Origin of the sequence: Aromatoleum buckelii (assembly GCF_012910785.2) — a bacterium.
GTDB lineage: Bacteria > Pseudomonadota > Gammaproteobacteria > Burkholderiales > Rhodocyclaceae > Aromatoleum > Aromatoleum buckelii.
This window is the reverse complement of record NZ_WTVH02000008.1, coordinates 763525-788742: the sequence shown is the minus strand read 5'-3', so window position 1 is coordinate 788742 and position 25218 is coordinate 763525. Positions and strand designations below refer to the sequence as shown.

The 25218-nt window shown below is 67.3% G+C and carries 25 protein-coding genes; 12 read left to right on the top strand and 13 right to left on the bottom strand.

Annotated elements, in window-relative coordinates; all coding sequences use genetic code 11:
• Positions 1-93 precede the first annotated feature (93 nt).
• The 5 genes from metK to GO608_RS05620 all read left to right on the top strand — a co-directional run bounded on the left by metK (position 94) and on the right by GO608_RS05620 (position 5577).
• Positions 94-1260: a methionine adenosyltransferase gene (gene metK, locus GO608_RS05640; RefSeq protein ID WP_169197114.1), complete on the top strand. Its 1167-nt coding sequence runs from the start codon at positions 94-96 to the stop codon at positions 1258-1260.
• 216 nt (positions 1261-1476) lie between these two features.
• The gene (locus GO608_RS05635) at positions 1477-1686 is read left to right on the top strand and encodes a hypothetical protein (protein WP_169197115.1); all 210 of its coding nucleotides are present in this window, start codon (positions 1477-1479) and stop codon (positions 1684-1686) included.
• A gap of 99 nt (positions 1687-1785) precedes the next feature.
• Complete coding sequence (locus GO608_RS05630) at positions 1786-3885, top strand: TonB-dependent siderophore receptor (RefSeq protein WP_169197116.1); 2100 nt, start codon at positions 1786-1788, stop codon at positions 3883-3885.
• A gap of 37 nt (positions 3886-3922) precedes the next feature.
• The gene (locus GO608_RS05625) at positions 3923-4564 is read left to right on the top strand and encodes a PepSY-associated TM helix domain-containing protein (RefSeq protein WP_169197117.1); all 642 of its coding nucleotides are present in this window, start codon (positions 3923-3925) and stop codon (positions 4562-4564) included.
• A gap of 101 nt (positions 4565-4665) precedes the next feature.
• Positions 4666-5577 (top strand): bestrophin family protein, encoded by a 912-nt coding sequence (locus GO608_RS05620; RefSeq protein WP_169197118.1) that lies wholly within the window; start codon positions 4666-4668, stop codon positions 5575-5577.
• A gap of 27 nt (positions 5578-5604) precedes the next feature.
• On the opposite strand, the gene GO608_RS05615 is transcribed toward GO608_RS05620, so the two are convergent.
• From GO608_RS05615 to GO608_RS05585, 7 genes are all read right to left on the bottom strand, one after another.
• The gene (locus GO608_RS05615; protein ID WP_169197119.1) at positions 5605-5925 is read right to left on the bottom strand and encodes a hypothetical protein; all 321 of its coding nucleotides are present in this window, start codon (positions 5923-5925) and stop codon (positions 5605-5607) included.
• A 33-nt stretch (positions 5926-5958) separates the two neighbouring features.
• Complete coding sequence (locus GO608_RS05610) at positions 5959-6414, bottom strand: DUF411 domain-containing protein (RefSeq protein ID WP_169197120.1); 456 nt, start codon at positions 6412-6414, stop codon at positions 5959-5961.
• On the bottom strand, positions 6411-6563 hold the full coding sequence (locus tag GO608_RS05605; protein ID WP_169197121.1) for a hypothetical protein: 153 nt from the start codon (positions 6561-6563) through the stop codon (positions 6411-6413). Before GO608_RS05605 ends, GO608_RS05610 begins: the two co-directional genes overlap by 4 nt.
• A gap of 51 nt (positions 6564-6614) precedes the next feature.
• Positions 6615-8687, bottom strand: coding sequence for a YgiQ family radical SAM protein (locus GO608_RS05600; RefSeq protein WP_169197312.1), 2073 nt, complete (start codon positions 8685-8687; stop codon positions 6615-6617).
• A gap of 115 nt (positions 8688-8802) precedes the next feature.
• Positions 8803-9207, bottom strand: coding sequence for a DUF2784 domain-containing protein (locus GO608_RS05595; RefSeq protein ID WP_169197122.1), 405 nt, complete (start codon positions 9205-9207; stop codon positions 8803-8805).
• 31 nt (positions 9208-9238) lie between these two features.
• Positions 9239-12400, bottom strand: a complete 3162-nt coding sequence (locus GO608_RS05590) for an efflux RND transporter permease subunit (protein ID WP_169197123.1) — start codon at positions 12398-12400, stop codon at positions 9239-9241.
• Positions 12397-13428, bottom strand: a complete 1032-nt coding sequence (locus GO608_RS05585; protein ID WP_169197124.1) for an efflux RND transporter periplasmic adaptor subunit — start codon at positions 13426-13428, stop codon at positions 12397-12399. Before GO608_RS05585 ends, GO608_RS05590 begins: the two co-directional genes overlap by 4 nt.
• A 280-nt stretch (positions 13429-13708) precedes the next feature.
• Between GO608_RS05585 and GO608_RS05580 the strand changes: the two genes are divergently transcribed.
• The 4 genes from GO608_RS05580 (at position 13709) to GO608_RS05565 (ending at position 17038) form a co-directional block, all read left to right on the top strand.
• The gene (locus GO608_RS05580; RefSeq protein ID WP_169197125.1) at positions 13709-14497 is read left to right on the top strand and encodes a (Fe-S)-binding protein; all 789 of its coding nucleotides are present in this window, start codon (positions 13709-13711) and stop codon (positions 14495-14497) included.
• Complete coding sequence (locus tag GO608_RS05575; RefSeq protein ID WP_169197126.1) at positions 14497-15903, top strand: LutB/LldF family L-lactate oxidation iron-sulfur protein; 1407 nt, start codon at positions 14497-14499, stop codon at positions 15901-15903. Before GO608_RS05580 ends, GO608_RS05575 begins: the two co-directional genes overlap by 1 nt.
• Positions 15900-16556, top strand: coding sequence for a LutC/YkgG family protein (locus GO608_RS05570; RefSeq protein WP_169197127.1), 657 nt, complete (start codon positions 15900-15902; stop codon positions 16554-16556). Before GO608_RS05575 ends, GO608_RS05570 begins: the two co-directional genes overlap by 4 nt.
• 125 nt (positions 16557-16681) lie before the next feature.
• Positions 16682-17038 (top strand): hypothetical protein, encoded by a 357-nt coding sequence (locus GO608_RS05565; RefSeq protein WP_169197128.1) that lies wholly within the window; start codon positions 16682-16684, stop codon positions 17036-17038.
• A gap of 4 nt (positions 17039-17042) precedes the next feature.
• Here the strand turns inward: GO608_RS05565 and ampD are convergent, their stop codons facing one another.
• Positions 17043-17708: a 1,6-anhydro-N-acetylmuramyl-L-alanine amidase AmpD gene (ampD, locus tag GO608_RS05560; RefSeq protein ID WP_211159202.1), complete on the bottom strand. Its 666-nt coding sequence runs from the start codon at positions 17706-17708 to the stop codon at positions 17043-17045.
• 188 nt (positions 17709-17896) lie between these two features.
• Here ampD and GO608_RS05555 point away from each other — a divergent pair, with 188 nt between their 5' ends.
• A complete protein-coding gene (locus tag GO608_RS05555; protein WP_169197129.1) occupies positions 17897-18373 on the top strand; it encodes a MarR family winged helix-turn-helix transcriptional regulator in 477 nt (158 codons plus the stop codon).
• A gap of 18 nt (positions 18374-18391) precedes the next feature.
• Complete coding sequence (locus tag GO608_RS05550) at positions 18392-19603, top strand: MFS transporter (RefSeq protein WP_211159203.1); 1212 nt, start codon at positions 18392-18394, stop codon at positions 19601-19603.
• Positions 19604-19613: 10 nt separating this feature from the next.
• On the opposite strand, the gene GO608_RS05545 is transcribed toward GO608_RS05550, so the two are convergent.
• Positions 19614-19958: a HepT-like ribonuclease domain-containing protein gene (locus tag GO608_RS05545; protein ID WP_211159204.1), complete on the bottom strand. Its 345-nt coding sequence runs from the start codon at positions 19956-19958 to the stop codon at positions 19614-19616.
• 9 nt (positions 19959-19967) lie between these two features.
• Positions 19968-20252 (bottom strand): nucleotidyltransferase family protein, encoded by a 285-nt coding sequence (locus tag GO608_RS05540; protein ID WP_169197130.1) that lies wholly within the window; start codon positions 20250-20252, stop codon positions 19968-19970.
• A 492-nt stretch (positions 20253-20744) separates the two neighbouring features.
• Between GO608_RS05540 and GO608_RS05535 the strand changes: the two genes are divergently transcribed.
• Entirely contained in the window at positions 20745-21224 is a 480-nt protein-coding gene (locus tag GO608_RS05535) for a pilin (protein WP_169197131.1), read from the top strand.
• Between the two features lie 134 nt (positions 21225-21358).
• Here GO608_RS05535 and GO608_RS05530 read toward each other — a convergent pair whose 3' ends face one another.
• From GO608_RS05530 to GO608_RS05520, 3 genes are all read right to left on the bottom strand, one after another.
• On the bottom strand, positions 21359-22168 hold the full coding sequence (locus GO608_RS05530; protein ID WP_169197132.1) for a DUF3014 domain-containing protein: 810 nt from the start codon (positions 22166-22168) through the stop codon (positions 21359-21361).
• Between the two features lie 86 nt (positions 22169-22254).
• On the bottom strand, positions 22255-23625 hold the full coding sequence (locus GO608_RS05525) for a sigma-54-dependent transcriptional regulator (protein ID WP_169197133.1): 1371 nt from the start codon (positions 23623-23625) through the stop codon (positions 22255-22257).
• Complete coding sequence (locus GO608_RS05520; protein ID WP_169197134.1) at positions 23622-25205, bottom strand: sensor histidine kinase; 1584 nt, start codon at positions 25203-25205, stop codon at positions 23622-23624. Before GO608_RS05520 ends, GO608_RS05525 begins: the two co-directional genes overlap by 4 nt.
• Positions 25206-25218 lie beyond the last annotated feature (13 nt).

Sequence of the window (25218 nt, the reverse complement as noted above, 5' to 3'; positions counted from 1 at the left end):
ACAAGTACTGCTAAAGCGTCGCCTGCTCGACGAAATCCCCGGAGCCGGCCACGCCGGACAGCTTTGGGGATTTTTCGTTTTCAGGAGCAGCGCATGAGCAGGGAATACCTCTTCACCTCGGAATCGGTGTCCGAAGGCCATCCCGACAAGGTTGCCGACCAGGTTTCCGATGGCGTCCTCGACGCGATCCTCGCCGACGACCCCCATGCGCGGGTCGCATGCGAAACCCTGGTATCGACGGGCCTCGTGGTCATCTCCGGCGAGATCACGACCACTGCCCATCCGAACTACCGCGAGATCGCGCAGGAAGTGATCCGCCGCATCGGCTACGACAACTCCGACATCGGCTTCGACTACAAGAGTTGCGCGGTGCTGGCCGCGATCAACCGCCAGTCTGCAGACATCGCCCAAGGCGTCAATGAAGGCGAAGGCCTCGACCTCGACCAGGGCGCCGGCGACCAAGGGTTGATGTTCGGCTATGCGTGCAACGAGACGCCATCGCTGATGCCGCTGCCGATCTATTATGCTCACCGCATCATGCAACGCCAGTCCGAACTGAGGAAGGACGGCCGGCTGAACTGGCTGCGCCCGGACGCGAAGAGCCAGTTGACGGTCCGCTACGTCGACGGCAAGCCGGTCGCGATCGACACCGTCGTCGTGTCGACGCAGCACAGCCCGGAAGTCTCGCACGCGCAGATCACCGAACTCGTCATCGAGGAAATCATCAAGCCGGTGCTGCCTGAGGTGTTGATGCAGGGCCAAGTGCGCTACCTGATCAACCCGACCGGGCGCTTCGTCATCGGCGGCCCGCACGGCGACTGCGGCCTGACCGGGCGCAAGATCATCGTCGACACCTACGGCGGCGCAGCGCACCACGGCGGCGGCGCGTTCTCCGGCAAGGATCCGTCGAAAGTCGACCGCTCCGCCGCGTACGCCGGGCGCTGGGTCGCGAAGAACATCGTTGCGGCAGGACTCGCCGATCGCTGCGAAGTGCAGGTCGCCTATGCGATCGGTGTCGCCAAGCCGGTGTCGCTGATGGTCGAGACTTTCGGCACCGGCAGGGTCAGCGACGAGCGCATCGTCGAGCTGATCGGCAAGCATTTCGACCTGCGTCCGAAGGCGATCATCCAGGAGCTCAACCTGCTGCGCCCGATCTACGGCAAGACCGCGGCGTACGGCCACTTCGGCCGCGACGAGCCCGAATTCACGTGGGAAGCAACCGACAAGGCGGCGGCGCTGCGCGCTGACGCAGGCCTTTAAGCCGCTTCGCTGCACACCAGTGACGCTCGCGGGGGCGCGATGCCGCGCTCCCGCTCTCATGGCTCCGCCGTGACGCGCAAATCCTGCACCGACCGTCCGCAACAATAATATTGATTCGCATTACCATATAGAAATACAATTCTTCCCCATCGCAGCCAGCCACTCCGCCTTTTCCGGCCGAATCGCCAGCCAGCAACGCTTCCGACCGGAGTTCCGATGCATCTTCGCACCCTCGGCACGGCGATCGCAGCCGCGCTGCTTGCGCTCGCGGCCGCCCAGACCTCGGCCCAAACCTCGCCCCAAGCTCCGCCTCAGGTCACGCTGCCGCCCGTCACCGACCACGCAGGCGTCACCCCCTCCGTCAATGGGCTGAACCAGCCGGCCGCAGCACGCGCGCTGCAGGCGACCGCGACCTACCGCTTCTGACTTCCGGCCTGTCGCAGCCAGTCCGCCGGCGTTACTGCGTCGGTGGGCACTACCGGCCGCTTTCGACCTTTCCGTTCCATCGACCTACAAGATCCAGACATGCGACTCAAAACCCTTGCTCGCCTGATTCCCGCTGCGGCGCTGCTCGCCGCGCACGGCCCCCTCCTCGCCGCCGACCAGCAGCTCGAAGCGGTCGAAGTGTTCGCCACCGATTCCGGCTGGCGCGCTGGCAGCGTCGGCGTCGGCACGTTCCGCGACACGCCGGCAAAGGACGTGCCGATGACCATCAACGTCATCGACCGCGACCTGCTCGACGCGCAGCAGGCGAACGGCCTGTACGAAGCGCTGAAGAACACTGCCGGCGTCACGCGCGCGCAGCTCGGCGCCACCGTGTACGACAACCTGTCGATCCGCGGCCTGCTCGTCGAGAACCGCTCGAACTACCGCCTGAACGGCGGCCTGCCGATCGTGAACCTCATCGACCTGCCGCTCGAGAACAAGGAGCGCGTCGAAGTCTTGAAAGGCGTCGGCGGCCTCTACTACGGCTTCGTGCCGCCGTCCGGCATCGTCAACCTCGTGACGAAGCGCGCGGGCAATACGCCGGTGGCCGCACTGCACTTTTCGACCGACGACAACGGCAGCGCGGTCGCCGGCCTCGACGTCGGCCGGCGCTTCGGCTCCGAGGGCCAGTTTGGCGCACGCGTGAACATCGTCGGCGGCGAGCTCGAAAGCCCGGTCGAAGGCGCCGACGGCGATCGCCGGCTCGTTGCCGGAGCGTTCGACTGGAACGTCACCGACCGCTGGCTGCTGAAGCTCGACGTCGAGGACATCGCGAAGGACGTCGTCGAGCAGTCGAGCATCCTCGCGCTGCCGGCGATTAACGGCCGGATCCCGCTGCCGCGCATCCCCGGCCCAGAGAAGCTGATCGCGCCGGACTGGGCGAACTACGACGCGCGCGCGCGCAACGTGCAGGTACGCAGCGACTTCGCGCTCAACGACGCGTGGATCTGGACCGTCGAAGCCGGCCGCGCATGGCTCGAGCGCGACCGCAACTTCTCGCAGCTGCAAAACTACGACCTTGCGACCGGCGAAGGCGACCTGCGCATCTCGCGGACGAAAGGCCAGGAATACGAGAACCGCAATGCCCGCACCGAAATCGCCGGCCGGTTCGATACCGGCCTCGTCACGCACGACGCGACGTTCGGCTATGCGCAGAACACGCTGCGGCAGACGGTCGGCGCGACGCGCACCCTCGTCGTGCGGCAGAACCTCTTCGATCCGCGGGACATACCGGAGTCGCCGGTAAGCTACCCCGCCCGCGCGGCGCACTCGCGCACCTACGACAAAGGCTGGTACGTATTCGATCGAATCGGCTTCGGCAACTGGCTCGTCATGGGCGGCGCCCGCGGCAGCAAGTTCGAATTCGAGCACGCGACGGATCCGGCGCAGGACTACAGCAAGAGCAAGGTGACTCCGACGATTGCCGCCGTCTACAAACTCACGCCGGCGACCAATGTTTATGCAGGATACCTCGAAGGCCTCGAGGACGGCGGCATCGCGCGGCCGGAAGCGCTCAACGCGGGAACCTCGCTCGAACCGCTCGTCAGCGAGCAATGGGAGGCCGGCATCAAGAGCGAATGGATGGGCCTGCAGACCAATGCGGCGCTGTTTCAGATCGAGCGGCCGATGAACGGCGAGGTGGACCGCGTCTTTCAGCGCATGGGCGAAGCGCGGCTGCGCGGCGTCGAGCTGTCGGCCGGCGGCCCGTTCGCACGTCGCTGGAGCCTGTTCGCGTCGGCTCAGTGGCTCGACGCCGAGTTCACCGACGCCGAGAACGATCCCCGGCTGATCGGCAACCGGCCGGCGAACACGCCCGAGTTCACCGCGAGCCTGTTCGTCGAGCATCAGCTCGCTGCGGCACCGGGCCTCGCACTGTCGGCGGGCGCGTATTACACCGGCGAGCGCGAAGTCGACCCGCTGAACCAGGCGACCGTGGCCGGCTACACTCGTTACGACGTCGGCGCGCGCTATCGGACGAAACTCGGCACGAGCCAGCTCGACCTCGTCGCGAACCTCGAGAACGTGACCGACAAGCGCTACTGGGCAGCGGCCGGCGATAGCCGGGTAAACTCGAACTCCCCACTGCTTGCGGTTGGCATGCCGCGCACGCTGCGGCTGTCCGCGAAACTTTCGTTCTGATCCCTCCTGACCCATCCCTGTTACCCGAGAGCCTTTCGTGATCCACCTTCATCCCCGCCCGGCGGCGCAGCGCGGCAACGTGCAAAAGTGGCTGCGCCGCGTTCATGCGTGGTTCGGGCTCGCGATCGCAGCGATGCTACTGCTGTTCGCAGTGACCGGCTTCCTGCTGAACCACCGCGCGGTGATGAAGATTCCGGCGCTCGACCGCAGCGAGGTGACGCAGATACTGTCGCTCGAAGCCGGGCCCGCCGATCCGCAGGCGCTCGCCGCGGCACTCGCTCCGGCGCTCGGCATCGAAGCCGAGGCGCTGAAGCCGCGTATCGAGCCTTCGCGCGCCGTGAGCTGGGGTGGCGGCGAACTGCGCCAGCCCGAGCGCTGGACGCTGCGCGCCGATACCCCTTCCGAAACGTTGGAGGTCGAATACTGGCTCGGCAGTCCCCAGGCCGAGGTGAAGCGGACGAAACCGAACCTGTGGCTGTACCTGGCGCGCCTGCACATGTCGATCGGTACCGGGCCGGCGTGGATCCTGCTGTCCGACGCCGCCGCGCTCGGCCTCGCGTTTCTCGGCCTGTCGGGCTTCTGGCTGTGGGGACGGCTGCACGGCTCGCGGCGCAGGCTGACGCTGCTCGCCAGCGCCGGACTTGCCCTCACCGGCACGCTCGCTTGGCTTGCCGGGTAGGCACGGATTTTTTCTTGCAATGCAGCAAATTGACATCCGCATCGCGCCAAAACCTGAGAGAATCGCACCCCCGCCGCCGCCCGACCGCCACATTCCCCGCCGTGATCGTCCGCCCTCGTCCGCACTGGATGCATTTGCTGTTCGTTCGCCGCGGGTCGCTCGTTTCCCGCATCCTGCCGCAGCAGCTGTTCATCCTTGCGCTGTCGTGCGGCGTCGTGCTGATGCACGGCCAGCTTTTCCACTTCAAGGTGACGCTCAACGCGAACCCGTTCTCGCTGATGGGGGTCGCACTCGCGATCTTCCTCGGCTTTCGCATCAACGCGAGCTATGACCGCTACTGGGAAGCGCGCAAACTGTGGGGCGACGTCCTCGTCGAGACGCGCAACCTCGCGCGGCAGGCCCTGACGCTGACGGCCCGCAACGTCGAGAGCCGGCCGTTCGTGCTCGGCCTCATCGGCTTCGCCGCGGCGATGCGCAACCAGCTGCGCCACCAGCCGCGCGACGCCGACCTGCTCGGTCTGCTTCCCGCCGTCGTCATCGAGCGCGCCCGCGCCGCCCGCTCGGCGCCGGCGCTGGTGTTGCTGTGGCTCGGTCAATGGCTGCGCGAGCGCCGCGAAGCGGGGCAACTCGACATCATGCTCGCGCAGCAGATGGAGCAGTCGCTGAACGGGCTGTCGTCGTCACTCGGCGGCTGCGAGCGCATCGCCAATACCCCGTTGCCCTTCACCTATACGGTGATCCTGCACCGCAGCGCCTATGTTTATTGCACCCTGCTGCCTTTCGGGCTGGTCGATTCGATCGGCCTCATGACGCCGCTGGTCGTGAGCTTCGTGTCCTACACGTTCTTCGCGCTCGAAGCGCTCAGCGATGAGATCGAAGAGCCTTTCGGCACGATGGCGAACGATCTCGCGCTCGACGCGCTCGTCGCCGGCGTCAACGCGAGCCTGCGCGAGATGCTCGGCGAAGAGCCGCCTCCGGTGCCTGTCCCCGACGAGAACTTCGTGCTCGCGTGACGCGGGACCGCTGCGCCCGCGGCCCGGTCACCGCCCGCCGCAAGGGTGGCGGTCCGCCCCGCAGTTGCGGAAATCGCCGAGCGGCCGGTTGAAGGTGTACTCGAGCGGCTTGCCGACCAGCTCGCGCGCCGCATCGGACGCCGAGCCGGTCGGCGCGGTGAATGGCAGCGAAACGATGAAAGCGGCGATCCCGACCACCGAACCGACGAAGGTCAGCGGCCGCACGAGGACGAGGTCGACGATCATGCCGCTCCCCCGGTCGCCGAGCACCGCGTCATCGGCCTGCGCGAACGCCGGGGTCGACGAAAGAAAGCCTGCCGCCAGGCTCGCGATGAACAGTTTTTTCATGGCTGACTCCCTGGTCAACTTCCGCCGCCGGCGTCAGTGCGACGCGAACGTCCGGTGCTTGCCGTCCGCATCGAAGCTGACGACGTCGTAACGCTCGGCAGGATACGGTCCTTCCATGCCGGGCGAGCCGGCCGGCATTCCCGGTGCCGCGATGCCGGCCACTTTCGGCTTTTCGGCGAGCAGGCGCCGCACGTCCGCCGCAGGCACGTGACCTTCGACGACATAGCCGCCGATCTTCGCCGTGTGGCACGAAGCGAGTGCCTGCGGCACGCCAGCTTCGCGCTTGACGGCGCTCATCGCGGTGCTGCGAACTTCCTTCACGGCAAATCCGCTCGCGCGCATGTGCTCGGCCCACTTGCCGCAGCAGCCGCAATTCGGATCCTTGTACATGACCACTTCCTCGCCGGCTGCGAAAACCGGTCCGCCCGCGAATGCAGCGACCAGCCCGAGGGCGGAAACGAGACGGAGGAAGGCGGGACGGGTGTTCATATCGACTCCTGTTGCAGAGGGGTGAAATATTTCCGGCGCCGCGACCGTTGCCCTAAACGCTTCGCGATCACGTTGCCGTTCGTGCCATTGTCTGCACTGACGCAGCGATCGGCCTTGAGCAGCGACAAACGTCGCAGCGGCGTGGCCATGTCAGGAGCGGGCCTTGCGCCGGTGATATCGCCGGCGCTGCAGCCGCCCCGCTACCGCTTGCCCTTGCGGGCCGGCGCCGCGCGGCACTCGCCCCCGGAACGCGCGGCGGGGCGACGTCCCGGGCGGTCGACGGCGAGCGGCACGCCCGGCTGATGCCGCGGCACGAGGCAGTTCGGGCCGCTGCCGATCAGCTCGGCGCGGCCCATGCCGAGCAGCGCTTCGCGGATCAGCGGCCAGTTCTCCGGGTCGTGCCAGCGCAGCAGCGCCTTGTGCAACTTCCTGAGCTTGCCGGCGCGCGCGGTCTCGACGATCTCCGAGTCGGCGGACACCTTGCGCAGCGGGTTGCGGCGGCTGTGGTACATCGTCGTCGCCATCGCCATCGGCGTCGGCATGAACGTCTGCACCTGGTCGGGCCTGAAGCCGTTCTTCTTCAGCCACAGCGCGAGGTTCAGCATGTCCTCGTCGGTCGTACCCGGGTGCGCGGCGATGAAGTACGGCACGAGGTGCTGCTTCTTGCCGGCCTCGCGCGAGTATTTCTCGAACATCGCGGCGAACTTCTCGTACGTGCCGATGCCGGGCTTCATCATCTTCGACAGCGGCCCTTCCTCGGTATGCTCGGGCGCGATCTTCAACAGGCCGCTGACGTGGTGCGTGACGAGTTCCTTGACATATTCCGGTGAGCGCACCGCGAGGTCGTAGCGCAGCCCCGAGCCGATCGTCACGCGCTTGACGCCCGGAATCGCGCGCGCCTTGCGGTACAGCGAGATCAGCGGCGCGTGGTCGGTTTTCAGGTTCTCGCAGATGCCGGGATAGACGCACGACAGTCGCCGGCACGAGGACTCGATCTGCTTGTCCTTGCACGCCATGCGGTACATGTTAGCGGTCGGGCCGCCGAGGTCGGTGATGTGCCCCTTGAAGTCCGGCGTGCGGTCGCGGATCTCCTCGATCTCGTGCAGGATCGATGCCTCCGAGCGGCTCTGGATGATGCGGCCTTCGTGCTCGGTGATCGAGCAGAACGTACAGCCGCCGAAGCAGCCGCGCATGATGTTGATCGAGAACTTGATCATGTCCCACGCCGGGATGCGCGCGTCGCCGTATGACGGATGCGGCCGGCGCGCGTACGGCAGGCCGAAGACGAAATCCATCTCGGGCGTGGAAAGCGGCAGCGGCGGCGGGTTGAGCCACACGTCGCGCCGCCCCGGCCCGTCGCCGTGCGCCTGGACCAGCGCGCGCGCGTTGCCGGGGTTCGATTCGAGGTGGAACACGCGCGAAGCGTGCGCGTACATTACCGGATCTGCGACGACCGTCTCGTACGACGGCAGGCGCACGACGGTCCTGCCGCGCGCCTGCCGCCGCGCCGCGGCGCGTTCCGCCGCCGGGACGATGCGCACCGGCTGTGCGCCGCCTTCCCCGGCTGCCGGCGGCTTTTCGGGCTCCATCGCGTACGGGTCGGGATGCGGCTCGACGCGGCCCGGACGGTCGAGCGCGGTCGAGTCCTGCTCGCACCATTCGGCGCCCGGCAGCCAACCCGGCCGGACCAGGAAAGCCGTGCCGCGCAGGTCGCGGATCGCGTCGATCGGTTCGCCGTCGGCGAGGCGGTGCGCAAGTGCGACCAGCGCGCGCTCGGCGTTGCCGAATAGCAGCAGGTCGGCTTTCGAGTCCGCGAGCACCGAACGGCGCACCTTGTCCGACCAGTAGTCGTAATGCGCGATGCGGCGCAGCGACGCTTCGATGCTGCCGATGACGACATTCGCGCCGGGGAAAGCTTCGCGCGCACGCTGGGCGTAGACGGTCACCGCGCGGTCGGGCCGGCGGCCGGCCTGCGCGCCCGGCGTATAGGCGTCTTCCGAGCGGATCTTTCGCTCGGCGGTGTAGCGGTTGATCAGCGAATCCATGTTCCCCGCAGTGATGCCGAAGAACAGCCGCGGGCGCCCCAGCGCGCGGAACGACTCCGCGCTCTTCCAGTCAGGCTGGCTGATGATGCCGACGCGAAAGCCCTGCGCTTCGAGCAGCCGCCCGACGAGCGCCATGCCGAAGCTCGGGTGGTCGAGGTACGCGTCGCCGGTGACGAGGACGACATCGCACTCGTCCCAGCCGAGCGCGCCCATCTCGGCGCGCGACATCGGCAGGAACGGGGCAGGGCTCGGGGCGGGGCGGGCGCGGGCGAAAATGCTGGGGACGGGAGCGGCAGGCATGGTGGCGGGCATTGTACTGGGACGCCCCGAGCCGCGCTTCGGTTCAATCGCCGGAGCCCGGCCGAGTGTCCGATGCGCTTCGCGCGCCCCGTCGCCGGCGACGCCACAGCACCGCATAGAACACCGCATTGACCGCGAGCACGAAAACGCCGAGCACCGTGCCGATCGCCGGCGTCAGCCCCGCAGGGTAGATCAGCGGCAGCAGGTAATGCTCGATGAAACCTCCCGCGTAGCCCGCTTCGCCCGCTGCGCGGCGCAACGCGTTTTCGAGCGGTGTCAGCGGGCACACGCCGCCGATCAGCTCGATTCCCGTTCCCCACGCGACTGCCGGCAGATGCAGCCACGCGAGGCGCGGCCAGCGCAGCACCAGCGCGCCGCCCGCGACGACGAACACGATGAACGCGAAATGGACCAGGACGACGAAATTGGCAGCGAAACTCGCGAGCATCGGCTCCTCCGGCAAGTGCCGCCCCGCTCGCTCACCGCGGCGAGCGGGGCGACGCGAGGCGGGCGACGGGAACGCCGCGCTCCGGCCGCGACCGTCCCATCGCCAAGCGGTAGATCAGCGGGATCGCGAACAAGGTCAGCAAAGTCGAGAACCCGAGCCCCCACACGATGCTCGCCGCGACCGGCCCCCACATCAGCGACTTGCCGCCGAGGCCGGCCGCCAGGGAGACCAGGCCGCCGATCGTCGTCGACGACGTGATCAGCACCGGCACGACGCGCCGCCGCCCGGCGTAGATCGCCGCGTGCTCGACGCTCATGCCGGCGGCACGGCGCTCGTTCGCCGCGTCGATCAGCACGATCGCGGAGTTCACGGCGATACCGGCGAGCGCGATGACACCGTACATCGTATACAGCGACAGCGGGTTGCCCGACACGAGCAGGCCGAGCACGACGCCGGTGAAGGCGAGCGGCACGGTCACGAGGATCATGAACGGTTGCCAGTAGCTGCGGAACTGGGTCGCGAGGATCAGGTAGATCAGGCCGACGCCCAGCGAGAACAGCACGGCCATCGAGTCCAGGCTTTCCTGGATGTCGTCGAGTTCGCCCGAGAAGTCGAGCTCGACGTTCGGGAAGCGCGGCTGCAGCTCGGCCCAGGCCGCCTTCAGCCGGTTGTTCGCCGTCAGCGTGTCGATCTCGTCTTGGTCGAGGCCGGCTTCGACGGTGATCGCGCGGGTGAGCTGATAATGGCGGATGTAGCCCTTCGCGATGCGTGGCTCGGCGTCGACGAGCGAGCCGAGCTGCACGCTGCGTCGCGCGCCCCCGCCATCTTCCGCGTCTTCCGCGTCGGCCGTGAGCGGCACCGGGCGCTGCAGCAGTTCGGTGACGTCGGTCAGCGATTGCGGCCGCGCGCGCACGATGACTTCAACCTTCTCGCCCTCGTCGCGAGTCGTCGCGACGACCTCGCCTTCGCCATACAACCGCAGCAGGCGCGCGACCTCTCCCGGTGCGACCCCTGCGCGCGCGAGCTTCTCGCGGTTCAGCGTCAGCCGCAGCTCCGGGCGTCCCGGCACGTCGTCATCGGTGATGTCCCGCACGCCGGGGATCTTCGCGACTTCATCGAGCAAGGCGTCGGTCGCGGCGCGCAGCTCGCCGTAATCGTCGGCCTTGACCTTGACGCTGATCGGCCGCGCGGTCGGCGGGCCGCCTTTGAGTTCGAGGAACGAGAACTTCGCCTCGCCCTGCAAGGCCAGTACCGGATCGTGCGCCGCGGCGATCACTTCGGCGGTATCGCGCAACTCGCCGCTGCGCGGCTGCAGCGACACGATCACCTGCCCGTACTGGTCGCCATACAGCGGCTCGGTCTCGGTGAACTTGATTCCGGCATACGCAGTGATCGAGCGGACTTCCGCCGGATCGAGCGTTCTGCGCAGCACCGCCGCGGCGCGCTCGGACTCCTGGAGCGTGCGCTCGAGCGGGACGCCGGCGGGCATGTCGATGCTGACGTAGAACAGCCGGATCGGATCGAACGCGAAGAACTGGATCTTCACGAGTCCGCCGGCGAGCGCGCCGGCCGCCCCGGCCATGACGAGCAGCAGCACCGCGAGCGCGGTCTTCGGCCGCCGCATCACCGCAACCAGCGCACGCGAGTACTTCACCCGCAGCCAGTGCGTGAAGCGCTCGCGTCGCGCCTGTACGCGGCTGCGGCGGGCGCCGAAATCGGGCCGCAGCAGGAGGATGTGCGCCGGCATCATCCAGAACGCCTCGACGAGGCTGACGAGCAGGCCGCAGGTGACGACGAAAGGCACGAGGAACATGAACGAGCCGAGGATGCCCGGCAACAGCATCAGCGGCAGGAACGCCGCGATCGTCGTCAGCACCGACGAGATCACCGGCAACGCGACTTCGGCGACGCCTTCGGTCACCGCGTGGTGCACCGGCTCGCCGCGTTGCAGCCGGTAATAAATCGCCTCGACGATCACCACTGCGTCGTCGACGAGCATGCCGAGCGCAATGACGACGCCGAGCAGCACCGTCAGGTTCAGCGTCGAACCGATCAGGTCGACGAGCAGGAACGTGCCGGCGAGCGCGAACGGCACGCCGAGTCCGACCAGCAGCGCGAGCCGCGAGCCGAGGAACACCCAGCACAGGCCGAGCACCAGCACCAGGCCGAGCAGCGCGTTCGACTCCATGACGCCGATCGCGTCGCGCGTCGCATGCGTCTGGTCGTCGATCATCACGAGCTGCACGCCCTGCCCGAACAGCAGCGGATTGCGCTCGGCGACGAAGCGGTTCAGGCGGTCGACGAGCTCCAGCGTGTTGCTGCCGGCCTCCTTCGTGATCGACAGCATCACCGCCGGCTGGCCGTTGTAGCTGACGAGCTGGCCGGTGCGCTCGTGCCCGCGCGCGACGGCCGCGACTTCACCGAGCGCGACGCGCCCCGCAGGGGTGATGACGGCCGCTTGGGCGAGCACGTCCGGATCGGGCGTCTTGCCTTCGAGGCGCACGAGCCATTCGCGGTCCTGCACGCGGATGCGCCCGCCGAGCGTGTTGCGAAACCACGCCGCAACGCTGTCCGACAGGTCGAGCGGCGACAACCCGACGGCGGCGACCCGTTCCGGATCGAAATCGACGTGCAGTTCCGGTTCGTCGAATCCGGCGGCGACCACCTGGTCGATGTCGGCGAAGCGTTCGAGATCCTTCCGGATGCCGAACGCCGCGCTGCGCAGGCGCTCGCCGCCGCCCGCGCCGTACAGCACGAGGATCGCGGTCGGAAAGCCGTTCGACGACGTGATCTCGATGATCTCGGGCTCGGTCGCCTCCGGCGGCAGCTCGGCGTCGGCCTTGTTCTGCACTTCGCGGCGCAGGTCGTTGATGCGCCGGTCGAACTGGCGCCCGCTGATTTCCTCGAAGCGCACGAGGATCGACGAGACGCCCTCGCGGCTCGACGACGACACGAACTTTATGTCCTTGACCTGCTCGATCGCGTCTTCGAGCGGCCCGGTCAGCTCGCGCTCGATGTCCTCGGCGGACGCGCCCGGCAGCGCGGTGATGATGCTGACCCAGTTGAAATTGACTTCCGGGTCCTGCGCCCGCGGCATCGTCAGGTACGTGACGATGCCGCCGAGCAGCACCAGGGCGAACGCGATGTTCGCGAGCGGGTGGTTGCCGATCAGGCGGCGGTACCAGTCTGTCATGCCCCCCCGCCCTCGCCGCCGGTTTCAGGCGCGCGCTCGTCGTGTAGATCGCGGCCGAGGCCGATCGAGAACCGGCCTTCATCGACGATTCGCGTGTCGGGCGTCCAGTTCACTGCGACCGGCCGCCCGACTTGCGCGTCCGGCAGCTCGATGAAGACTGCGCGCCCGCCGCGCTCGACGTAGGCCCCGAGCGCCCCGCCGCGCTGCTGCACGTAGCCGGCGGGAAGATGCGGCGTCGCCCCGGTCCATCTGACTTCACCGGCAAGCCCCGCTGGCAGCGGCGTCGCCGACGAGAACACGGCGTTGCGCGCCTGCCCGGCCGCCTCGACGACCGCCGACACGCGCAGCAGCGTGAGCCGGCTCGTCGTGCCGCCGGCGACGAACTGCCACTTTCCGGCGGCGCGCAGCGATTCGATCTGCGCCGTCGGCACCCGCGCGCGCACTTCGCTGTCCGCGCTCGCCGACAGCACCAGCAGCGGCGTGCCGGGCACGGCGAGGTCGCCGACGCTCGCGATGCGCTCACGCACGACGCCGGCGAACGGCGCGCGGACCGTCGTGCGCGCGAGCTGCAGCCGGGCCGCCGCAACCTCCTGGCGCGCCGCATCGAGTTCGCTTTTCAGCACCGCGAGCTCGGTTTCCCTGATCCTGAGCGCATCCGCGCTGATGAAGCCTTTCGATGCGAGTGCGCGCGCCTGGTCGAGCTGCGCCTCGGCGAGCCTGACGCGATCGCCGACCAAGCGGCTCTGCGCCGCGGCGCGCTCCACCTCGATGCGATACGCGGCGGCATCGATGCGTGCGAGCTCCGCGCCTTTCGCGACCGCCTGCCCGACGCGCGTCGGCAGGCTCTCGATGCGCCCGGAAACTTCGGCGGCGATACGCGCCTCGTCGACCGCGACGACGTGCGCCGAGGCGCGGAATTCGGGATACACGGCGACTTCGGACAACGGCCGGGTCGACCACCCGGCAGCCGTCGCAACGCCAGACAACAGCGCGGAGAGCATCACGGCAAGGCATACGAAACGCATCATGCGGAATATTCCCGTTCGGTAAGCGCGACCCTGATCCGGCTGCCGGCCGGGGCGGCAACGGCACAAACCGCGCAGTGTGCCACGCTCGCTCGATATGCGGGCGGCGACCTGCGGGCGTTGCCCGCCGGACGTCGCCGCAGGCCTCTGCTATGCTGCCGCTGGCATGAAACGCGCTCATCGCCGGCCTGAAAATCCCTCGCCCTGCATCGCGGCGGCGCTTGCTAACATCGCTCTGCCCTCACCGCTCACCCTGCCCAGAACAAGAACCGGAGACCGCTTCATGACCTCATCGCCCACTGCCGGGCCCCGCGTCGGACTGTTCGCCACCTGCCTGATGAACCTGTTCCGGCCGAACGTCGGTTTTTCCGCAGTCAAGCTGCTCGAAGACGCGGGATGCAGCGTCGAGGTGCCGGCGAGCCAGACGTGCTGCGGCCAGCCCGGCTACAACAGCGGCGACTATGACGCGGCGCGCGCGCTGGCGCGGCAGGTCATCGAGGCGTTCGAGCATTTCGACTATGTCGTCGGGCCGTCCGGCTCGTGCATGGCGACGATCCGCCACGACTACCCCGCGCTCTTCGCTGACGACCCGCAGTGGCTGCCGCGTGCCGAAGCGCTGTCGAGGAAGAGCTTCGAGCTGCTGTCGTTCCTCGCCGACGTGCGCGGCGCGGCGGTCACGGTCGATGCGCGCTACGCGGGCACCGCGACTTACCACGACTCGTGCTCGGGCCTGCGCGGCCTCGGCATCAAAGGCCAGCCGCGCGCACTGCTCGGCGAAGTCGACGGACTCAAGCTCAAGGAGATGGAAGACGCCGAAGTGTGCTGCGGCTTCGGCGGCACGTTCTGCGTCAAATACCCGGAAATTTCCGAGAAAATGGTCGATGACAAAGTGCGCAACATCCTCGCCACCGGCGCCGACACGCTGCTCGGCGGCGATCTGGGCTGCCTGATGAACATCGCCGGCCGGCTGAAGCGCATCCACGCTCCGGTCAAGGTGTTCCACATCGCCGAAGTGCTCGCCGGCTTCGCCGACGGAGCCGGTCTCGCCGACGCGCCGAAGGAGTCGCGCTGATGCAGATCCGCTCGGATGAATTCAAGGAACGCTCGGTCTTCGCGATCCACGACGCGAACCTGCAGACCGCGCTCGGGCGCGCACGCTACGGCTTCGTTGGCAAGCGCGCACAGCAGGTCGCCGATCTGCCGGAATTCGAGCAGTTGCGCGAGGAGGCGAAGAACCTCAAGAACCATGTCCTCGACAATCTCGACCACTACCTCGCCCGCTATGAGCAGGCGGTCGTCGCGTCCGGCGGCCAGGTGCACTGGGCGCGCGATGCCGAGGAAGCGCGGAAGATCATCCTCGGCATCTGCAAGCGCGTCGGTGCGAAGACGGTCACGAAAGGCAAGTCGATGGTGTCCGAGGAAATCGACCTCAACGAGGCGCTGATCGACAACGGCATGGAAGTCGTCGAGACGGACCTCGGCGAATACATCATCCAGCTTGCGCACGAGCCGCCGTCGCACATCATCGCGCCAGCAGTGCACAAGACGAAGGACCAGGTGTCGGACCTCTTCGAAGCCGCGCACGGCGGGCCACGCAAGACGCAGGTGCCCGAGCTCGTCGACGAAGCGCGGCGCGTGCTGCGCGACAAGTATTTCCGCGCCGACGTCGGCATCACCGGCGGCAACTTCCTCGTCGCCGAGACCGGCTCGTCGATCATCGTCACGAACGAAGGCAACGGCGACCTGACGCAGACGCTGGCGAAAGTGCATATCGTCACGTCCGGCATCGAGCGCGTCGTGCCGACGCTCGACGACGCAACGCTGTTCCTGCGGCTGCTCGCCCGCAGCGCAACCGGCCAGGAGACCGAGACCTACACGACGATCTCGACCGGCCCGCGCCGCGCCGACGACCTCGACGGGCCGGAGGAATACCACGTCGTTCTCGTCGACAACGGCCGCTCGAAGATGCTCGCCGGGCGTTTCCGCGACATGCTGCGCTGCATCCGCTGCGGCGCGTGCATGAACCACTGCCCGGTGTATGGCGCGGTCGGCGGCCACGCGTACGGCTGGGTCTATCCCGGCCCGATGGGCTCGGTGCTGACGCCGCTGATCAAGGGTCTCGACGCCGCGTACGACCTGCCGAACGCCTGCACGCTGAACGGCCGCTGCCAGTCGGTGTGCCCGGTCAAGATCCCGCTCCCGGAATTGCTGCGCGAGCTGCGCCACCTGCAGCACCAGCAGAACATCACGCCGGTGATGCAAAAGCGCGCGCTCGGCATCTGGCGCTGGGTCGCGACGCGGCCGAAGCTCTACCACGCGCTCGAGCAGCTCGCCGCCCGCGCGCTGTCGGGCATCGCGCGGCGCGGGCGCATCCGGCGCCTGCCGCTCGCGGGCGGCTGGACCGATTCGCGCGACCTGCCGGCGCCGACCGGACGCACTTTTCTCGAACTGTGGCAAGGCAAGCGAGGCCAGCGATGAACGCACCAGCAAACGCAAGCGGCAATGCGCGGGACGCGATCCTGAAATCCGTCCGCGACGCGCTGCGCCGCGATCCGCTCGACGCGACGCAGGTCGCCGCGCTCGACGCGCGCGTGCCGCGCCACACCCGCCCGGCACACGACGAAGACCTCGTCACGCGCTTCATGCGCAAGTTCGAAAGCCGCGCCGGGACGATCGAGCGCGTCGCCTCGCGCGACGCGGTTCCCGCCGCGGTCGAAGCCTATCGGCTCGCGCACCGCCTGCCCCAACGCGCGGCAGTCGGCGCGGCGCTGAAAGATCTCGCGTGGCCCGACGGCTGGCTGATCCATCATGAAGCGGCCGGCATCACCGAAGCGCTCGCCGTGTCGCGGGCGCTGTGCGGCATCGCCGAGACCGGCAGCCTGATGCTCGCATCAGGTCCGCACAGCCCGACGACGCACAACTTCGTCCCCGACGACCACGTCGTCGTGCTCGAGACCGCCCGCATCGTCGACCACTTCGAGGACGGGTGGACCGAGCTGCGCGCCCGCCCAGAAGGCATGCCGCGGGCGACGAACATCATCTCCGGCCCGTCGCGCACCGCCGACGTCGAGCAGACGATCCAGCTCGGCGCGCACGGCCCGCGACGCGTGCATGTGATCCTCGTCGGCTGAGCCGTACCCATATTCACTTACAACTCCACGCCAACCTTTCGTCTCCGGCTCGCGTTTAATCGGGCAAGAGGATCCCGGTGCGACACGCGCCGGCTGCTCGTATCCGGCCCAACAAGGAGACAGCCATGAAATCGCACACGCTCAAACTGCTCGCCGCACTCGTCGCCGCCGGCGCCCTGCTCACCGCGTTACCGGCCCACGCCGACCGCGGCGAACACCGCGAATGGCGTGACCATGACCGCGAATGGCGCGACCACGACCGCGGCCACCGCCACGGTCACTACAAGAAGCACTGGAAGCACGACCGCGAGCGCGTCGTGATCCGCGAACGCATCGTCGAGCGTCGCCCGGTCGTGCGCGAATACCGCTACTACGAGCGCGAGCGCCCGTCGTACTACGTGCCGCCGGCACCGGTGTATTCGCGCGACCCCGCAGTCGTCATCGGCGTCAGCATCCCGCCGATCGTCATCCCGATCCGCTGAGCGTTCAGCCGGCTTCTGCGCCTGCCGCCGGTCGCGGCGGTTGCGTCCCGCGGACGGCAACCGCTCCCGGCCCGGCGAGCAACGCGCCCAATCGCTCCCAATCGAAAAACGGCCCCGGATCGGTCTTGCGCCCCGGCGCGATGTCCGAATGCCCGACGACGTCCTCGATCGGGTAATGCGCACAGAGCGTGCGCACGAGGGCCGCGAGCCGCTCGTACTGCGCCGTCTCGAACGGCAACGTGTCGCAGCCTTCGAGCTCGATGCCGAGCGAAAAATCGTTGCACCGCTCGCGCCCGCGCCAGTTCGACGCCCCGGCGTGCCACGCGCGCCTGTCCGCGGAGACGAACTGCATCAGCCGGCCGTCGCGCGCGATGAAGAAATGCGCCGACACGCGCAGGTCGCGGATCGTCGCGTAATACGGATGCGCCGCCGGGTCGAGCGCGTTCGTGAACAGCTGCGAAACTCCCGGCCCGCCGAACTCATCCGGCGGCAGGCTGATCGCATGCACGACGACGAGCCGCACCTCGCAGCCTGCGGGTCGCGCGTCGTAATTCGGCGACTCGCAGCGCTCGGCGTCCGCGAGCCAGCCGTCGGCGAAAACCGGCAGCGCCTCTCGCGCCCCGCGCTCGTCGGGCACCTCGGGGCGCCCGGCTTCAGTACTCGACGTCATGGTTCCCGACCTTCACGGGGACGAGTTCCAGCTCCCCAAGTTTTCCCTGCAAAACGTGCAGGTTCTGTTTTCATTATCCGTCACTTTCAAAACTGCCCCTGCAGCATTGCCAGTGGCTTCATCGCCCCCCCTCCGCCTAGATTCCAGTTCCGGTGGCAAGAGCGAAGGCGTGGCGGACCCCCGGGCGATTGACAGCTGAATTGCCGCTCAAATATAGTTGCCTTAGTTTACTATTACTCAAGGCAACCATCTACGCCATGCAGGGTTTTTTCAGACACTACCTGTCGCTGTACCGGCCCGTGATCCAGGCCCTGAACCAGCTGCTCCATTCGTATGACTTGTCCCATTCGCTGTGGCAGGTGATGTTCTATCTGCACGAGCACGAGCAGGCCTCGCTGGTGGAGATTTCCGCTTATTACGGTATCGAAAAGCCCGGCATCACCCGTCGCGTGCAACGCCTGGAGGAGCTGGGGTATCTGACGAGTGCGCCGGGCAATGACCGCCGCGAGAAATCGCTAGCCCTGACTGCCGAAGGGCAGCGCATCTACACGGAGTGCCGCGAGCAGATCACGGCGTTGGAGCGACGCGCCACCGCCGGTATCGCCACCGAGCAGCTGGAACAGACGGTCACGGTCTTCCAGCAGTTGCTCGGCAACATCAAATAGCGTTCCCCCGGGCTCATCATGCAACCGACAAAACTCTGGACCCGCGACTTCGTGATCGTTTTTGCGGTCAATTTTTTTCTGGCCCTGGTGTTTTACATGCTGATCGTCGTGATCGGCGCGCATGCGATGCAGGAATACGGTTCGTCGCTGAGCCAGGCAGGACTGGTCGCCGGCATTTTCGTCATCGGCACCTTGCTGGGGCGGCTGATCATCGGCCAGTTCGTCGACGCATTGGGCCGGAAGAAAACGATGGTCATCGGCATGATCGCCTTCACGATCACGAGCGGCCTGTATTTCCTCAGCGATTCCATAGCCACGCTGATTGCCGTACGTTTCGTGCACGGCCTCGCGCTCGGCGTGGGCAGCACGGCCGCCGGCACTGCCGTGGCCCATATCATCCCTCGTGATCGCCGGGCGGAGGGCATCAGCTACTACAGCCTCAGCACGACGCTCGCTGCGGCAACCGGACCGTTCCTGGGAGTGTGGCTGCTGCAGCACACGAACTTCAACTGGATATTCGCCGCTTGCGTCGCCGTCGCGATCCTCGGCCTGCTTGCCGCGATGTGGGCGCAGGTGCCGGAAGGGGCATCGCATGCAGGCCTCAGGGGGTTCCAGTTCTCATGGGCCAATCTGGTCGAGGCCCGCGCGATTCCCATTTCCGTCGTCACGTTCCTGTACGGCCTGTGCTATGCGAGCGTGCTGGCCTTCATCAATGGTTACGCCGTCGAGCTCGATCTTGTCACCGCGGCGAGTTTCTTTTTCATCGTGTATTCCGCAGTGGTGCTTTTGTCGCGCCCTCTGACGGGACGGCTGCTGGACCGGAAAGGCTCCAACATGGTGGTCTTCCCGTCCTGCCTGTTCCTCGCTCTCGGACTGGTCGTGCTGGCCACTGTCCAGTCCGGCATGGGCTTGCTGGTGGCGGCGGTATTGATCGGCATTGGATTCGGCAACCTGCAATCCGCGCTCTATGCCGTCGCCGTCAAAGTGGTCGCGCCGCAGCGCATGGGTCTGGCGACATCGACTTTCTATATTTCGATGGATGCGAGTCTGGGCTTTGGCCCGTACCTCCTTGGCCTGGCGATCTCCGAAATAGGCTACCGCAACCTGTACGGCAGCATGGCAGCGCTCGCCGTCCTCGGCATGCCCGTGTTTTATGTGCTGCACGGCCGGCACGTGGGCCGGTTGCGCGCGCGCGACGCGCTGGCCGCCTCGTTGCCGAAGTCGGAGTGACTGTCGTCCTCTATTCCTCGCCCCGCATCCGGGCAAGCGCAGCCTGCAATGGCGGCAATTCCCGCTTCACGACCTGCCAGACGCTATCGACATCGACGCCAAGATAGTCATGCACGAGGATGTTCCGGAACCCCGAGATTGCGCGCCACGGCACTCGATGTTCACTGGCCTTTATGGCCTCGCTGAGTCGCTGACTCGATTCCGCCAGCGTCTGGAGGTTACGGATGACGGCATCCTGGACGAGGCGGGAAGACCGGAACTTGCCCTCGTCGCCCTCGACATACTCGTCGATCCGGGCGATGCACTCGAGCATATGCGCCAGATAAACCCGGTCGGCGTCAGGGCCGGGTTTCAAGATGCGGCCTCAAATCGCCCGTGCCTCGCGCAACACGCGAGCGCGGATCGCCGGGTGGAGTGACGCCGGAGTCACGATATCGACCCGCCTCCCGAGAAGGTCCTGCGCATCCATGAGGAGCGCTCCGAGCGTGAATCCCGAGATATCCGGTGTCGTCTCTACCAGCAGATCGACGTCGCTTTCCACATCCGCCTCGTCACGGGCCATCGAGCCGAAGACCTTGATCGAACGTACGCCGTAGCGTCGTGCAAGCGCGCGAAGCTCCTTGCGGTGGGTTTCGATGACAGGATGCATGATCAGCTCGTATTGCTCGGTTCGTGGAAGCAGAAATGACACCAAGGAAAGTCTAGCAGTGAATTCGCCGTGCCTGCCTCTCCCATTTTCACCGCCCACGCGCTCCCCCCCGTGCTGCGTCGCCGAGCCGCCAGCCGAAAAGGCGGACGCTGGCAGACAGGCCGGCCAGTTCCGCAGTCAATTGCCGAATCGTCGTCCCTTGAGTGTCGGTGAGTCGCATGATGGGAATTATAGGTGCCGGTTGCGCCGTGCGGGGCAAGGAGCAGGGGCCGGACGCGGACCGCTTCCAACTTGCGGTTCGTGCCCCGGCTTCCGGCGCGGCGATTCCTGCTCTGTCATTTTTTGACAATCCGTCACGCCCTCTCGTCACACCTTGACGCTCCGGAGCGGCTTTTCGAGGGCATGCCCCTGTAATTCCGGCGTCAGGACTTCTGGCATGGCCGTTGCGTTATCCCTGCCAAGCGGGCTTTCCGCTGTTCAAAGGGGAACATCATGAAGAAGGTTCAACAGGGTTTTACGCTGATCGAACTGATGATCGTCGTGGCGATCATTGGGATTCTGGCGGCGGTGGCGATTCCTGCGTATCAGAACTACACGATCAAGGCACGTTACACAGAAGTAGTGGCGGCTAGCTCTCCTTACAAACTCGCGCTTGAAGTGTGCGCCCAGAATGGCGACTGCGTAACGGGCGGAAACTTCACAGCCATCGCCGTTGCTGCCGGCGTACCCGACGCACCGGCAGTCGCCGCGGGTATTCCCGGCCTTGCGTCCGGGGGCACAGTCTTCAACCCGGCGGGCGTGACGTTGGCCGTGGCAACTAACGTTGCGACTCTTACCTTGGTCCCTAACGCTGTAAACGGTGTCGCCGCAGCCGACACTTACGTTCTCACTGGCACCCTAGCAGCGGACGGGAAGATTGGCTGGGTGAAATCGGGGGGATGCGTAACCCGCGGCGCCGGAGCCATTTGCTAAATCTGTGGCGGAAAAACGAAAAAACGGGGACAGACCACGTTTTTCTCCTGACCCAAACAGCATCGAAGAAGACCGCTCCGGCGGTCTTCTTCGTTTTGAAAATCGCCCGATAGATCGCACAGAGGAGAAAATTTTCACGGCGCGCTCACTCCCCCCGCGACTCGCCGCCGCAATTCCCGTAGCCGCGCCTTGACCCGTGCCGCATTGTCCGGCCCCATGCGCACCAGGATCTTCTGCCCAGCCGACAGGCGTTCGAGTTCGGGGTCGGCGAACTGGTAGAGGACTTTCGGCTGGACGACGCGCAGCGGGCCTGCGGGTTCGGGCGTCGCGAGCAGGTGGTCGAGGACTGCGACGAGGCGGTCGTTGAAATACCCCTGCGGATAGCCGAGTTCCTGGTACGCCTGCTGGAAAAGCGGATAGAAGCGCGCGTAGAGCGATGCGAGATAGCGGATGTCGACGGCTTCGACTAGCGCGACATACGGGGCGTAGCGCGCCCGGTTGTCTTCGCTGATCACCAGTTCGCCGCCGGCGCCGCTCACGAGCAGCCCACCTTCGACGGACTTGACCGGCGACAGGCGTCGTGCGAAGCGTTCGCGGGGCAGGTTGTCGACGGTGACGACGACGCGGCGGATGACGTCCTGGAGCAACAGCAGGTCCGGCCGCGCACCGCCGGCAAGAAGCGAGTCGAGCGAGGCACTGACGGCGGCGTCGCTTTCGTCCAGCGCCGGCAGCGGCCCGGCATCGGGCACTTCGGCGGCGGGGTCGACGACGGCCTCGATCGGGTATTGGATCGACGGCTCGGCGGTGATCGGCGCGGGCGCGGACGGCTCTTCGACCCCGACCAGCGGATCGGGCTGCGGGTCCGCTCCCCGCAGCGCGAAATACCCGGCCACGGCGGCCAGCGCGACCACCGCGACAAGTCCCCAGCTTTTCGTTGCGTTCATGAAATCCCCCTGTCGTTGCCCGGACGTGGGGTGTGATCCGGCGCCGGCGAATCCGTTCCATACGCGTTCCGTACGCCCGTTTCCCGTTACTCCATCCCCCACTTCTGCAGCCGATACCGCAGCTGCCGCAACGTCATGCCGAGCCGGCGCGCGGCTTCGGAACGGTTCCAGCGGGTGTCGTCGAGCATGCGCAGCACGCGCAGGCGCTCGTCGTCGCCGTCGCCGGCGCACTCATCGTCGGGGTGGTCGCCGAAGTCGAAGCGCAGCGGCTCGCCGATGCCTGTCGTCGGGTACAGCTTGACGTCGTCGACGCCGATCTCGTCGCCGTCGCACAGCGCGCACGCGCGTTCGAGGAGGTTTTCGAGCTCGCGCACGTTGCCGGGAAATGCGTGCTGCCGGAGTTCGGCAGCGGCGCCTGCGCTCAGGCGACGAAGCGGGCCGCCTTCGCGCTCGGCGAGCCGGGCGAGGATGTGCGCGGCAAGCTCCGGGATGTCCTCGGGGCGTTCGCGCAGCGGCGGCACGCGCAGCGTGATGACGTTGATGCGGAAGTACAGGTCCTGGCGAAACTTGCCTGCGGCGACGAGCTGCGCGAGGTCGCGGTGCGACGCCGACAGGATGCGCACGTCGACCGACTCCTCGGCGTGCGCGCCGACCGGGCGCACTGCGCGTTCCTGGATCGCGCGCAGCAGCTTCACCTGCATCGCCAGCGGCAGATCGGCGACTTCGTCGAGAAACAGCGTGCCGCCGCGCGCCGCCTGGAACAAGCCATCCTTGTCCGACACCGCGCCGGTGAAACTGCCTTTGCGGTGGCCGAAGAACTCGCTTTCCATCAGCTCCGGCGAGATCGCGCCGCAGTTGACCGGCACGAACGGGCCGGCGGCGCGCGGGCCGAGTTCGTGGATCAGGCGCGCGGTGACTTCCTTGCCGGTACCGGATTCGCCGTGGATGAACACCGGCGCCTGGTTGCGCGCGAGCTTTTCGACCTGCACGCGCAACTGCGCGAGCGCCACGGAGCACCCGATCAGGCTGCGGCCGCTCGCGACAGCAGGAGCGACCCTGGCCGGCTGCGCAAGCCGGAGGGCGTGACTGACGAGTTCGCGCAGCGCCTTCAGCTCGACAGGCTTCGTGACGAAGTCGAAAGCGCCGGCCTTGAGCGCGCGGATCGCCGTTTCGATGCTGCCGTAAGCGGTGACGACGGCGACCGGCAGGCCCGGCTGGTGGGCCTGGATGTGGGCGACGAGCTCGATGCCGTCGCCGTCGGGCAGGCGCATGTCGGTGAGGCACAGGCGATAAGCCTTGTCGCCGAGCAAGCGGCGCGCGTCGGCGATCGTGCCGGCGGTGTCGCACCCGAGGCCCATGCGCATCAGCGACAGCTCGAGCACTTCGCGGATGTCTTCCTCGTCGTCGACGACGAGGACGTCGATGCGGGGGCGTTGGCGTCGTTCGGGATGGTTCATGGCTGGGTACGTCCAGTGAGCACGAAGTGGGCGCCGGGAGCGTTGTCCGCGAGCTCGAGCGTCGCGCCGTTCGCTTCGGCGAGTTCGCGCGCGATATAAAGCCCGAGGCCGGTGCCTTTCGGATGTGTCGTGAAGAAAGGTTCGAAGACGCGCAGCCGCTCGGCGGCATCGATGCCGGGCCCGTCGTCGAGCACGTGGAGCGCCGTGCGCCCGCCCTCGTCGACGGCGAACAGGCGCACCGAGCCGGGCTGGCCGGAGCAATAGCGCCGCGCGTTCGCGACGAGGTTGTCGAGGATCTGGTGCAGATGCGCGCGGTCGATGCCGAGCGTCGCCCGCGCCGGGATTTCGACACGGAAAACGTCCCGTTCCGCTGCGCCGCCGAGCGTCGATTCCTCGATCACGGTTGCGACGAAAGGGGCGAGCGCAAGCGCCTCGGGCAGCGCTTCCTCGCGCCGGCCGAGCGCCAGCACGTCGCGCACCATGCGCTCGATGCGCCGCGCGTTGTCGTTGATGATGCGCACCAGCCGGACCTGGACGTCGGCGCGCTTTTCCTCGGTCAGCAGCTCGGCCGCCTGCATCACCGCCGACAGCGGGTTGCGGATCTCGTGCGCCATGCTCGCCGTCAGGCGGCCCAGCGCCGCGAGCTTCATCTGCTGCATGCGCTGCAGGATTTCTTCGAAATCGGTCAGGTAGACCAGGGTGTCGCCCTCGCTTCCTCCCCACTCTCCTCCGTCGCCCTCGCGATCTTCCCCGGCGCCAACCGCGCGGCAGCGCAGCAGCTTGCCGGACGCGCGCATGCGCTGCAGCGCACCGTCTGCAGTCGCGCAGCGGACGCGGAAATCGGAAAAACTCTCGTCGAGTTCGGCGAGCAGCCTGCCTTCGAGCGAATCGACGCCGAGCAGCAGCGCGGCGCTCGGGTTGGCCTGGCGCACCCGTCCGTCGGCGCCGAGCACCAACACGCCGTCCTGCATGTCGCGGATGATGCGTTCATTGACGGCCTGCTGCTTCGCCAGCGCTACGCCGCGCAGCGTCGCGAGCGACTCGTTCGCTTTCGCGCGCAGCGCGAGCAGACGCGCGACGATCGCGATGCCGAAGAAGCCGATGCAGACGAAGCCGACCTGCAGGAAATCCGCCGAGGAGCGTCCGCTGAAGAACCGCCAGCTGTTCTCGGCGAGCACGACGACGGTCGCGAGCGACGCGAAGAACAGCACCGCCCGCCCCTGCGCGACCAGCCCGGCGCCCGCGAGGATCACCATCATCAGCACCGGGATGCCGCTGCGGTAGCCGCCGCTCGCCCACATGATCGTCGCGAGCACGGCGATGTCGATGACGACCTGCAGCATGATCAGCCGATCGAGGCCGATGCGCCGCGCGGCGTCCGGGAACCCCAGCGTCAGGACGGCGGCGATATAGGCGAACGCGACCGCGATGAGGACTTTCGGCGCTTCATGACCGAGCTGCAGCTCGCTGCCGGCGACGAGGAACAGCCCGGCGATGACGAGCCGGAAAAAGTTCAGGTAGCGCAGCGGAACCCAGCGCGACGGGTCCAGGTCCGGATCGGGGAATGCCGCCACAGCCATCGGGCGCACGCGC